This is a genomic window from Desulfatiglans sp. (assembly GCA_012513605.1).
GTDB lineage: Bacteria > Desulfobacterota > DSM-4660 > Desulfatiglandales > HGW-15 > JAAZBV01.
This window is the reverse complement of the sequence record JAAZBV010000048.1, coordinates 1-12,812: the sequence shown is the minus strand read 5'-3', so window position 1 is coordinate 12,812 and position 12,812 is coordinate 1. Positions and strand designations below refer to the sequence as shown.

The 12,812-nt window shown below is 44.8% G+C and carries 12 protein-coding genes; 11 read left to right on the top strand and 1 reads right to left on the bottom strand.

Annotated features, from left to right (window positions below; translation table 11 throughout):
- Positions 1 to 184 precede the first annotated feature (184 nt).
- On the bottom strand, positions 185 to 1,063 hold the full coding sequence (locus GX654_06405) for an MBL fold metallo-hydrolase (GenBank protein NLD36482.1): 879 nt from the start codon (positions 1,061 to 1,063) through the stop codon (positions 185 to 187).
- Between the two features lie 128 nt (positions 1,064 to 1,191).
- Here GX654_06405 and GX654_06400 point away from each other — a divergent pair, with 128 nt between their 5' ends.
- The 11 genes from GX654_06400 to GX654_06350 form a co-directional block, all read left to right on the top strand.
- Positions 1,192 to 1,605: a hypothetical protein gene (locus GX654_06400; protein ID NLD36481.1), complete on the top strand. Its 414-nt coding sequence runs from the start codon at positions 1,192 to 1,194 to the stop codon at positions 1,603 to 1,605.
- A 218-nt stretch (positions 1,606 to 1,823) separates the two neighbouring features.
- Positions 1,824 to 2,705: a hypothetical protein gene (locus GX654_06395; protein ID NLD36480.1), complete on the top strand. Its 882-nt coding sequence runs from the start codon at positions 1,824 to 1,826 to the stop codon at positions 2,703 to 2,705.
- A gap of 200 nt (positions 2,706 to 2,905) precedes the next feature.
- Positions 2,906 to 3,694 (top strand): 4Fe-4S dicluster domain-containing protein, encoded by a 789-nt coding sequence (locus tag GX654_06390; protein ID NLD36479.1) that lies wholly within the window; start codon positions 2,906 to 2,908, stop codon positions 3,692 to 3,694.
- 10 nt (positions 3,695 to 3,704) lie between these two features.
- Positions 3,705 to 5,747 (top strand): aldehyde:ferredoxin oxidoreductase, encoded by a 2,043-nt coding sequence (locus GX654_06385; GenBank protein ID NLD36478.1) that lies wholly within the window; start codon positions 3,705 to 3,707, stop codon positions 5,745 to 5,747.
- A gap of 292 nt (positions 5,748 to 6,039) precedes the next feature.
- Positions 6,040 to 6,417 carry a hypothetical protein gene (locus tag GX654_06380; protein ID NLD36477.1) on the top strand — a complete coding sequence of 126 codons (378 nt, stop codon included), beginning with the start codon at positions 6,040 to 6,042 and terminating at the stop codon, positions 6,415 to 6,417.
- Between the two features lie 18 nt (positions 6,418 to 6,435).
- Positions 6,436 to 7,770 carry a hypothetical protein gene (locus tag GX654_06375; GenBank protein NLD36476.1) on the top strand — a complete coding sequence of 445 codons (1,335 nt, stop codon included), beginning with the start codon at positions 6,436 to 6,438 and terminating at the stop codon, positions 7,768 to 7,770.
- Between the two features lie 197 nt (positions 7,771 to 7,967).
- A complete protein-coding gene (locus GX654_06370) occupies positions 7,968 to 10,331 on the top strand; it encodes a xanthine dehydrogenase family protein molybdopterin-binding subunit (protein NLD36475.1) in 2,364 nt (787 codons plus the stop codon).
- A gap of 9 nt (positions 10,332 to 10,340) precedes the next feature.
- A complete protein-coding gene (locus tag GX654_06365; GenBank protein NLD36474.1) occupies positions 10,341 to 10,730 on the top strand; it encodes a hypothetical protein in 390 nt (129 codons plus the stop codon).
- 15 nt (positions 10,731 to 10,745) lie between these two features.
- Positions 10,746 to 11,606 carry a methyltransferase domain-containing protein gene (locus GX654_06360; protein ID NLD36473.1) on the top strand — a complete coding sequence of 287 codons (861 nt, stop codon included), beginning with the start codon at positions 10,746 to 10,748 and terminating at the stop codon, positions 11,604 to 11,606.
- Positions 11,603 to 12,649 (top strand): hypothetical protein, encoded by a 1,047-nt coding sequence (locus GX654_06355; protein ID NLD36472.1) that lies wholly within the window; start codon positions 11,603 to 11,605, stop codon positions 12,647 to 12,649. The genes GX654_06360 and GX654_06355 overlap by 4 nt, the downstream gene beginning before the upstream one ends.
- Before the next feature lie 66 nt (positions 12,650 to 12,715).
- Positions 12,716 to 12,812: twin-arginine translocation signal domain-containing protein (locus tag GX654_06350; protein ID NLD36471.1), on the top strand; the 97-nt coding region annotated here is incomplete at its 3' end.

Below are 12,812 nucleotides of genomic sequence, written 5' to 3'. Positions count from 1 at the left end.
AGTAATTTATATAAATTACTACTACTGTTCACATGGTCTAAGGCTAGAGGTATGACTAAAATAACAATTAACACTAATTTGGCTTGACAAGTGGTCCCATAGAAGAGACAAGGCATGCCTTGTCTCTACGTCTCTACGTTATCTCATTTGATGTAAAGGCAGGAGTAAAAATTTTATCTGATTATTACGGCTGCTTCATCTCACCATAAATAATCTCAACAAGCGAAGGCCAACGACTCTGACCTGCAGGGATATTAAATGCCTGTTTTACCTCATCAAGGGTTTTACCGGCCTTTATCATCTCCCCAACCTTTTCCCGCTTTTCCATGATACTGTTTCTCAGGGTTTCAATATCAGCCTTTGTTGCGGGTTCTGCATGACCGCTCAGGTACTTATCTGCATTCAGTTCGATTATCTTCTGAAGGACATTTACAAAACCCTCAGAGGTGCCGTTTTTCTGTTTATGTATCAAAGGGTCCATGCCCTTGAAAAAGAGGTCGCCTATTATTGCGATCCTCTCATCAGGTATATAGATCACTATATTACCGTCAGTATGTGCAGGGCCAAAGTAAAGAAGCCTGATCTCCGCACCATCATCAGAAAGAGTCATCTGATCTGTAAAGGTTATGTTCGGAAGGCGTATCTTTACCTGTGCCTGTTCATTTGCCTTTTCCATGTTTTTAAGAGAATTTACATGGGCGATAATATCTGTCTTTTCAGGAATACCTGGTATACCGTTAACATGATCCATGTCACAGTGTGTAAGGATCAGCCGTTTAATTGGTTTATCTGTGATTTTTTTAACTGCCTCCAGCATATCCCTTACATCCTGATCTGTCATCTTGGCATCGATAATTGTTGCGCTGTTATTTCCGATTATCAATGCGCTGTTGGCCCCTGCCCCGCCCCTGATATCATAGACGGATTTACTTATCTGATGGATGGTCACAGGCGCAGGTCCCTGTGCGTACTGGGGGGGCTGTTTTTTCTCCTGTCCGTAAACTGTTGTAATGAAGATCATGATAAGGGTTACTGTTAAAAAAGGTATTCTGTTTTTTTTCATGGCCTTGACCCTCCTCTTAAGGATAATTTGGTTTGACAAAATTTATTTGACCATTATACTCACATTTTCTTCAAAGGACAGTTTTTTAGATATACCAACCAAATTATGCAAAGAGGAGGAATTAAGTGATGAAAATTTCTGTAATGACATCTATTCTGTTACTTGTAGCAGGCCTTGCATTTGGCGCAGGCATTGACGGCAAATGGGCCGGAACCTTTGATTCAGGTATGGGCGGCGCTCCCATGGAACTTTCCTATGATTTTAAGGCCGATGGAAACAAGCTTACCGGCACAACGGTTGGTGCCGAAAACAGCACAATTGATATCCAGAACGGCACAATAGACGGCAGCAAGATAACATTTGATGTACCGGTTGATATGGGCGGGATGAAGATGACAGTTGCCTACACAGGAGAACTGGCAGGCGATGAACTCAAGTTATCATTCTCTATGAAGATGGAAGGCGCACCCGAGGGTGCAGGCGCCCCTCCTGGCGGCGGTGAAATGCCACCAATGTCATTTGTAGCGAAACGGGTTAAATAATATATTCCAACTAAATATATATCAACCTAAGTTAATAATATAAAAAACGCCGGTCATACTTACGGCGTTTTTTATTTATATTCGCTAATTTACGCTTGTGTAACCTAAAAATATCTATTATAGATACTTTTCTGTCAGAAAATGCTTTTTTCTGATTTTTCTGTTTTTTTCAGGCAGAATATTACAAACTGTAATTCATACTCAAATAGGAGGATAATATGCTTAAAAAAAATATTTCATTTTTATTCATCACTGTTGTCTCTTTTTTAATTTTTAACATCGCCTCAACAGTAACCGCTGCGGGTGTAACATGTGACAGGGAATGCCTTAAGGGTTTTGTTACCAGCTATCTTGATGCACTCATTGCTCAGAAGCCCGATACACTGCCCCTTTCACCAGCGGTTAAGTTTACAGAGGACTGTAAAGTGAAAAAGGTCGGTGAAGGCCTGTGGCAGAGTAAGATCAAACTCACTGACTACAGACGTGATATCCTCGATGTAAAACAGGGTGTAGCTGTATCATTCCTTGTTATTGAAGAAAAAGAAAAGCCTGTATTGTTTGTTTTTCGCTTGAAGATAGATGGTCAGAAGATCACAGAGATTGAATCTACCGTTGTAAGGGGAAAGGAAGAGGGCATGCTCTTTAACCCTGAAAACCTGAAAACAGTAAGCAAGGGGATGACCTATGTACCCAGAAAAGAGCAGCTTGTGGAGAGAGAAAAGGCCATAAAAATGGCAGATACCTATCCTGAAGGATTAAAGGTGGGTAGTTTTGTAAAGGTGGATTCACCCATGGCTGATAATGCCTACAGATATGAAAACGGGCAGCTCATGGCAGGCCCGGAATGCACCTTTTTCGAGGGGTGCGATAATATGAAAAAGCAGTTTATCCCGACACTGGCTGGTATAAAATACAGAACAATTGCAGTAGATGAGGAGATGGGTGTTGTAGCTGTACGTATGAATTTCGGACCGGGGTCTCTATTTCAAGGTGACGGAGAACTCGATGTATGGCACTCATTCAAGATATATGACGGCCTTATACATGTTGCTGAGGCATACTGTGAAATAGTCCCGAAAGGCACACCCTTCGGGTGGTAATTGTTAATAAGTACCTGGAAAATAGACCAGCAGATGCAGAGTGAATGAGGCAGATCATCAGAATATTACAAGCCAGTTTGGTCATTGACACTAATAGCATCTCTGGTATATTATCCAGGTTCTTCATAAATAGCTGGACATTTTAAACTTATTTTTTGTTTGAAATGATTTTAACCCGTTATCAATCAAGGAGTCGACGAATGCCAAAAAACAAAAAGCCTGACAAAAAAGAAGCACCAGAAAAGACAATGAATCGTAGGCAGTTTCTTGTCGGCGGTAGCGCTGCGCTTGCTGCCGGAGCAATTGCTGTGTCAACCGGTGTAAAAACCGCAGTTGCAGAAGAGGCCAAAGGGGCATCATACCCCGAATCCAAAGGCTATCTGGTTTATGACAGTAAAAAGTGTATTGGCTGCACCACATGTATGCTGAGCTGCTCAATGGTCCATTATGGAGAGCAGAACCTTTCACTTTCACGTATCCAGATAATGCAGAATTCATTCGGGAAATTCCCGGATGACCTCCAGATAGGTGTATGCCGCCAGTGTGTAACACCACCATGTGTCATTAACTGCCCTGTAGGAGCGGCCTATATTGACACTGAAAACGGAAATGTGAGAAGGATCAACGAAGAGGAATGTATTGGATGTAAAACATGCCTTGACATGTGTCCGCAGCAACCTCACCGCACCATTTGGAACCACATTACAGAAAAGTCTTCAAAGTGTGATCTCTGCATAGATACCCCCTTCTGGGCTGAAAAAGGCGGCCCTGGGGGCAAACAGGCATGCGTGCTATCATGCCCCATGCAGGCAATCAAGTTTGTTACTGAAACACCTGACCAGAAAGAGACCGAAGGATATAATGTCAATCTGCGTAATGATCACTACCTGAATTTGGGTCTGGTAGAAGACAGCAGAATCATACCACCAAAATATAAAAACATGGGGCCAAGGATGTTTGGTGGACCAAAGCCAAAGGCAAAGCAATAGGAGGATGGAAATGAAAGGCGGATATACAGGTAAGATAGCAAGAGTAAACCTGACTGATAAATCGGTCAGCACCATTCCAACAGAAAAATATCTGGCATTTGGCGGCGGTCATGGAATCGGATCAGCAATATTTTTTGATCTGGTTGGTGATCAGTTACCATTTGAGGCATTCGATAAAAGAAACCTTATTATAATGATGACATCACCCTTTTCAGGTACAAATGTGCCTGCATCAGGGAGATGTGAGGTTCAGGGTCTTGGCCCGATGCTATACCCCATAGAGTGGTTCGGACATAGCAACTTTGGCGGGCGTTTTACCTCACAGCTTAAATTTGCAGGCTGGGATGGTATTGTAGTTGAAGGCGCTGCAAGCGATCCGGTATGGATAAACATAATTAATGACAAGATAACCATTGAAGATGGCAAGGGTGTATGGGGAATGGACACCTGGGATACCCAGGAGGAGATAGCCAGACGGGTTATTCCAAGCCTCAGGCAAGGAGAATGGGCACAGGTTGCAGATGATGATTTCACAACTCAGGTGCCTGCTGTGGTATGCTGCGGCCCCGCAGGTGAAAACTTAAGCCGTCTTGGATGCCTGCTGCATGGTCCGGGATCACAGGCTGCATTGTGCGGTTTTGGCGGCGTATTCGGTTCAAAAAATCTCAAGGCAATAAGCGCAATAGGCACAGGTGGTGTAAAGATTGCCGATCCAAAGGCATTCATGGATACCCGCTTATGGTTTAATCAGTTTCAATGGAATGTAGATAACCCCCGTGAAGCAGCAAGGTTCGGTGGCATGGGCTACAGCCTTATAAGCGGCGCACCGAGCGGTGGTAATGTCACCAATGGCACCCCTCCCCTTGTTCCAGCCAGGGCTGCTGCCTGTGCATCATGTCCGAGGGGCTGCCGTATGAGGCTTGCCACTGGTGATTCCAATGAATCAGTATGCGCGGGCACAATGATATTTAGCCTACCAGGCAGTGCAAAGGCGTCAAGGGTAGCTAATGACATGATGCAGAAAATGGGGCTAGGCCACTGGCAGCTTATGCCAACAATGGGTTATCTTCGCAGCCTGAACATGCGTGGTCTTCTGGGCAAGGGGAAAAAGATAGAATGTGATTTGCCTATCGACAAGATGAACGACCCCGGATTCCCACAGATGCTCGTTGATGCAATATCAAACCGCAAGGGAATCGGTAATGACATGGCCGAAGGCGCAGCCAGGTTTTCGGCAAAATACGGCCTTTATGAGGATGACCTGCATAAAGGGATCCTGCGCTTGACCTACTGGGGCACCCAGGAACATTATGATTCACAGACAGAGGTGGAATGGGGTTATGGTTCAATCCTTGGAGAGCGTGACCTGATGCTCCATATGATGGCCAATTATCCGCTTCACTGGATGGCCCAATCAGGGGACCCCTATTTGACAGCGGCAGAGGCAGCCAAACTTTATACAGATGCCATGGTGCCGTATAATGGTGATGAGTTCATGATAGACTACAGCGAAGGCCCGACCGGTATATACTCTGACAGCAAGGTAAAACAGGTGGCATGGGTAAAGCATTATGAAAAGATGTGGATCGGCGGCGGCGGCTTCTGTGGCTGGAGATGGCCAATGTGCATTACCAACAACACAGAAGACAGACGCGGACCCACCCCAAATGCTGAACCAAGGTTCTGGAAGGCTGTAACAGGTCAGGACCTGAGCTTTGCAGATGGAATGGAAATGGGTCATAAGATCTACACCCTTGACAGGTCAATCTGGATACTCCAGGGCAGGACAAGTAAAATGGAGGATTTTCCTGACTATATATATGACCAGCCGGGCAGAGGCAGCGCGCTGCCAATGTACCTGAACGGGAAATGGACATATGATAATGGCGCAGGCAGGACCCTCGACAGGGCCAAGTTTGCAGACTGGAAGAAGAGGTTCTATAAATTTGAAGGGTATAACCCTGAAACCGGAAACCCGACAAAGAAGACCCTTGAAAAGATGGGGCTCAAGAATGTTGCAGATCTCCTGAAAAAGAGAGATAAACTTGGTTAACATCAATTAATATATGCCGCCGGGAGATAATTAATCCCGGCGGTATATATCTTTTTTAATGGTTCAGGTGCTCTAACAGGATGAATACCATTCGATATTCCACCTCTGTTTTGGTCTTTTATGGTTCGATATAACAATATAACTGATACAATCGAAATCGCAATCCAAATCGCAATCGATCCCGATTTCGATAACGATTTCGATTTGGATGTCGATGAATGCGGTTATCCATCTGTAAATAATTTGTCACGCTTGAGATATTTATTTTTTTAACTTTTTTGGGAGGTTGAACATGAAAAGGATATCAATTTCAGCAAAACTCCTGCTTATGGTTGCTGTGTTAGCTCTAATCAGCAACACACTATATGGCAGCGAAAAAATCACAGTAATGAACCCTGCAATAGCAAACCCAGGGGTTGACAGGGTGGCATTGACAGAGCGTCTTAAGTCACTTGATGGCAAGACCCTGTACCTGGTTGATATCAACTGGGGTGGACCTGATGCGGCCTATGGCGTTTTTGAGGAGATGAAGATATGGTTTAACGAGAACATGCCCAAAGTGAATGTAATAGTAAAAAGAAAAACAGGCAGCTACATGGCCGATGACAAGGATTTATGGAAGGAGATAGGGGAAAAGGGGAATGCTGCAGTAATAGGGGTATCCGGTTGAGACAGCTGTACCTCGGCCGTGAGCCGATTCTGTAAAACACTGGAGACACAGTATAAGATACCCACTGTTGGGGCTGCTGCTGCCAATATGATGAGATATGCTGTTGAATATAACTATACAAATGTAACCGGTATGCCCATCCGCTTTATCGGGGTGCCATTTCCTGTGGCGGGTCAACCCAGGGAGGTGCACAGGCGTTATGTCAGGGGGAACGATATGTTAACGGGTAAACCAATGATGCCTGCGATTGTTGAACACCTTACAAAGCCCCTCACAAAGGATGAAAAATACTCAGGCCCTGCGCCAGCGCCAACACCTGAGCCCAGGTTTCTGCCGCCTGATACGGAAGACAATTTGCATCGACTGTTCAAGGATAAGGACTGGACAGATTACAACCCTATAATTCTTCCCACAGAAGAGAGGGTCAAGGCAATGCTTGAAGGCACCAGCCATTCCCCTGATAAGGTTGTTAAGGTTATTGACTGGCCAGGAGGAAAAAGGGAGTTTACAGTAGAAAAGGTGGCAATATGCGCTGTCATGGTCGGGGCCAAACCGGAATATATGCCCCTTATCCTTGCAGTTGCAACACAGGTGCCCTTTGGCAATTCAACAAGCTCAATGGCAAATATGATCCTTGTTAACGGCCCTATTCGCGATGAACTGGGAATGAATTACAAGGGAAATGCAATGGGCCCCCATAATGATGTAAACTCTGTGGTTGGCCGAAGTTTAACCATTATGAGTAAGACAGCAGGCAATATTCATCACAATGTAACAACCTTCAGCACACTTGGAAGCAACCTCCAGTACAATAACCTCTGTATTGCAGAAAATGAAGAGGCTCTTCCCGAAGGCTGGGTGCCTTACCATGTAAAAAATAATTTTAAGCCGAATGACAGTACTGCTTCATTTGGTACTGGCTGGACATATATTTCAAGCGTTGGTGAGATGCAAAAGGCATATCCATCCCATTTTCTCATGCGTGATTACATGAGATCCCTTGCAGCAATTGGAGGTGGAACAGTTATTATGGACCCGACAGTGGCAGAGCTGCTCAAGGCGGATTACAATATGAATACAAAGGATGATCTCAGTAAATATCTTGCAGATAATGTTGAGAAAACAGTTGATTCATTCTTTGGTAACGGTGTAGCTGCCACCATGTTTTTACCCATGGCTCGACAAGGCATTCCACCATATGCGGATTACCTGAAATTAGACGGTAACACACTGATTAAACCCCTTAACGCCAGGAGCATCAATATAGTTGTTGTTGGCGGCGGTATACAAACAACATGGTTTGTTACCGATTTTGGTCTTGGCAGGCCGGTTTCGATTGATGCGTGGAGATAAAAAGAGAGGGTTCGAGGGGCCAAGGTTTCAAGGGTTCGAGTGTTTTTCACTTGAACCCTGAAGTCTGAGAATACTAATAAAAGGTGGGGCGTAATCCGCCATCACCATAGGCTATGGCAGGACAAAAACTCTGCCCTGCTCTTAACCCCTGGAACCCTTGAAGCCTTGAACCCTTTTTAAATTCAGGAGTAATAGACATGGCTGACTTAGCTGGAGTAAACGGACAGCGTAAAGATTTCAGGGTGGTTGGAAAGCCAAACCTTCCAGGAAGGCTCTCCTATTCTATTGCAACCGGCGTGGCAAAATATGGCGCTGATTATGCACCGCCCGATCTGCTGCATGCAAAATTTTTAAGAAGCCCATATGCAAATGCAAAAATAAAAGGCATGAAAATAGATAATGCCAAAAAGATACCCGGTGTTGTTGATATCCTTACATGGCAGGATGAAGATATAAAATCCTTGAGTTCCGGCGGAGGTTTCATGGGCCCTGGTCAGCCTCTCCTTACCGATTCTGCTGACCAGGAGGGGGGCATCATAGGCGCCATCGTGGTGGCAGAGGATGAAGACATCTGTGAAGAGGCATTAAGGCAGCTTAAAAAGGATTCGGAATGGGAAGTATTACCCCATGTTGTAGACATCCTTGAAGGAAGAAAACCTGATGCACAGGTCATACGCCCCCCTGCCCCGCCAAACCAGGGCGGATTTGGAATGGGCGGAGGCAATAATCCCCCTAAAAAAGGGAATGTCTCCTACTCCAATGTTAACGCAGGCGATATAGAGGCAGGCTTTAAAGAGGCTGATCATATAATAGAGTATGATATCAACCTGCCTGCATTTGCAGGTCACCTGCCTGACCCGGTTGGTACTGTAGCCTGGTGGTTTAATGATCCATATCATGGAGAAGGCAAGAGTCTCAGGATAGAGGGTAACGCCTGGGGTCACAGCCAGGTAGCAGGCATGTATAAAATGCGACAGGAGAAGGTATTTCAGGAGTGCATGCTTGTTGGTGGCAGGTATTGTGACTGGGGTACCCGTGAATCACAACTAATTACACCACTTCTTGCAAAAAGAACAGGCAGGCCGGTTCGATGCGTACAAAGCAGATATGATCAATATGACTTTAACCTGAACCAGCGCTTTATGCATATGAAGATCGGTTTTAAAAAGAGCGGCCTGATTACCGCCATAGACGATTTTTCCATAGCAGATAACGGGGTTCAGGGCAGCACAAACTTCGGGACATCAATGGATCAGACATACGGCCTTTATTTTACTACACGATGCAAGAACGTAAGACAGAACATGGATATTATTGACAGCAACCGCGGCAAGATGTGGACCAGTGGTCAGCATAATCCCATGAACGCAGATTCCATAATGCTGGCAATCACCCTTATTGCTGAAAAACTTGGAAAAGACCCCATTGATATAGCGCAGCTTAACCTGCATGGGCCGGAGTCACAGGATGATCCAAACCCTGTGCCCAGTTTTGAGGCATGTATTGAGGCTGCAAAGAGGATGATGAACTGGAAGTGGCACAAACCTAATGATAAAAGACTGGATGATGGCAGGATGCACGGGGCAAGCTTCAGGTATCAGCAGTGTCCGAGACACTCTGGCATGTCTTTTAACCCCAAGTTAGAGTTAAGAAACGGGGTTGTACACATGAATTCCAAGGGTGCTATTATTGGCAACTACATCATTGAGGCAAACATGATGGTTGTGGCAGAGGAACTTGGGCTCAATTATGAGGATATAAGATGTGAACTCAATCACCATGAGATCTACAGCCCCTATGGAGGCGGAAGTGACGGCACAACCGCATCAGGCTGGGCAATGAAGGAGTGCGCAAACAAATTAAAAAAGATGATACTTGAGGCAGCAATTGAAGAGGCCAATAATCCTCCGGCAGCAGGCGGTTTTGGAGGTTTTGGTCCAAAACAGCCGCCTAACCCATTCAAGGGTGCAAAACCCGAAGAGCTTGATCTACAGGATGGAAAGGTGGTCTTTAAAAATGACCCTTCAAAAGGTCTTCCCCTTGCCCAGGCGGTAAAGTCAAATCTCTTTGCAACCTATTCCGGCAGGCCTCCGCTCGCACTCTGGAACGAACAGGGGAAAAAGCTGGACACCATGAATGTGGCAATGTGCGAGGTTGCAGTTGACACTGAGACCGGTGAAGTGGAGATCATCCGCTTTGGGGTGGTTGCAGACCCCGGAAAGATCATGCGCCGCACCTCGCTTGAAAGCCAGATACATCAGGTTATGTTTTTCAGTGAAGGGTGTCAGCGTTATGAAGATTTTATTTATGATGATAAAACAGGAGTAAGGCTCAGCACAAACATGTTTGAATACAAAAAACCGACTATTATGGATCATGCTAAAGTTGATATGGAACTGCTTGAAACCCGCGCAGGCAATGCCTGTTACGGCGCCAATGGCATAAGCCATTCACTGGCAAACACACACCTTGTAATTTCAGCAATCTACAATGCTATTGGTAAATGGGTTGATCCGCCAGCCACACCTGACAAGGTCTTAAAGGCGCTGGGAAAGGCATAAAAATTTAAGATGCAGAAATATCCTACAAAATGGCTTGATTATAAATTACCTACAGGGCAGGAGTTTTCTGTGGCGGTCTGCGGGTACAGCGGAAAGGTAAGGCATATGTACCTGGGAGATGATCCTATCCGCAGAATGATTGCCCAGTATGTGTATGCAGAGGCAGGGTTCTGCCAGATAGGCGATCATTGTCTGGCCCTTGACTGCCCCCTTAACCGGGCTGAAAAGGAGCATCTGCTGCATATGCTTGACATGACAGAGGATGAAGAACTTGACAGTGAGGCCGCAAAGGAATGGGGCACCAGCAGCACACTTGAATGCTTTCTTTTATTTGCCAGAAAAATAACCCAGTCCCTTCCGGATGACCTGAAAAGACCTCAGGCCCCGGTTGCGGATTAAAAACCCGGAAAGATAATGGAAAAAGTCACAGATTTTATTACGCTTTGGAAAGAGCTTGTTGGAAAACAGGGGCCGTTCTGGAACTGTAATAAAAGGTCTGAAAATAATCAGGAGAAATGGCAGGATCGCGCAAGGGTTTTTTACCAGAGGGTAACAGAGAGATGGAAAAAGCCTGACCCTCACAGGGATTTTATTGTCTCTATAATCTCCGGATCCAGGGATGCAACTCTCCTTGATATAGGCGCAGGTACAGGGGCCTGGGCAATACTTTTATCAAGATACGTAAGAAAGGTTACTGCAGTTGAACCTTCTGCAGAGATGAGAGAGGTATTAAAAGAAAATATTGAAAAAGAATCTATAGGAAATATTGAAATAATCGACCGGTTCTGGCCGATCCAGGGTATTGAACCCCATGATTTTACCCTTGCATCTCACTCTGTATATGGATGTGAAGATCTTAAGGGTTTTGTAACCGCGATGACAGAGGCAACATTGAATAGAAGTTTCATGCTGCTACGCGCGCCTGACCATAATGGTCTTATGGCAATGGCGGCAAACAGAATCTGGGGTCACCCCTATGACAGCCCCAACTTCCAGGTGGCCTATAATGCGATGTTGCAGATGGGCCTGTTCCCCAATGTGCTTATGGAACAAAAGGGCATGTGGCCCGGATGGACAAATAACAATTTTGATGAGGCCATTGACCGCATAAGGTTAAGATTCGGTCTTGATAAAGATTCTGAACATGATCACTATTTGCATGCATTATTAAAAGCCCGTCTCAGGGAGCTGGATGGTAAAATACAATGGCCTTCAGAGGTAAGGACCGGGCTTTTGTACTGGAGTGCCGGAAAAAAAAGGGGGAGATATAAATGAGTGTAAAGGCTGAATGGAAGACTAAACTGGAAATCCTGCGGGATTATATCGCGTCAAACCCGGAGATTTTTATTAATACACATGAAGTCTCCATACCGGAGCATCTTCGCAAGCGGTTCTATGAATATTTTGATGATATTCGTCATTCATTTGTAAGGGATTTTATCACCTCACTGCCACTTGACCTGAATTTACTTCGAGACAATTATGTTATGGCTGAAAAAGAAATTGTTTCAGCCCTTAAGATAGATCGCATTGATCTCCCGGTTGATCTCATGAGTTTCCTGCACAATCCTGAAAAAGGCATGGTACGCGCCCTGTATAACCGTTTGTATGAGATGATTCAGGATAAAATGACAATTGAAGAATTTGAAAAGATTGCTGTAAACGATCTCATATATGTAACCGAGGCAATGTACAGGCTCGGGTATGAGGCATGGGCAGCATTTACTGTTATCCTTCTGCTTGAACCGGATAAGGCATTTTCTGTTGAACTTGATGACAACTTTGAACCATTTGCCGGTGAACTCAGAGAAATTGCCTTTGGCAGGCAGTTCAGCCATTCCACAAAAAGGATACCCGAGTTTATCATCCATTCAAAAAAAATGGAAAGCTACGTGGCTTTAAAAATGCCGCTTGCAAAGGAGATAAGTGGCTATTACCCCCTGCATGAAATCCCTCAAAAGATGATGAGAGACCGTACAGGTGACACATCCTATGCGCTTGAAAGCAGGGTTATGTTTCTTTCTGTTCTCAAGACCCTTGAAAATATCCCTGTTTACGCAGAGGTACATGAACGAAAGATAAAAAGTCCTGACTTTATAATAGAGTTTCATACAGAACAGGATCTCAATAACAGGGATAATATCATACAGATTGAATACAGAACAGAAATCATGAAACCCATTTTGGGAGAAGCCCTGGTGATTATGAATCCTGGAAAAGAGCCTCTTAATGTCACTATTGAAAAACCCTCTAAGGTCATTTTAGCAGGGTTTGAAAAGTCAAAACTTCAGTATATTATTGATGTGTTAATGAGCTGAAATCCCGGTAAAATACCGGTTAAAGTATATGGGCGCTTTATTAACTCAAAATCAGGAGAGCTTGATATGACGGAAGAAATCAGTAATGTAAACAGAAGGAGTTTTCTTAAGAATGCCGGTGTTATCATTGGCGGTGGTGCACTCGGTGCAGCAGGACTAACCT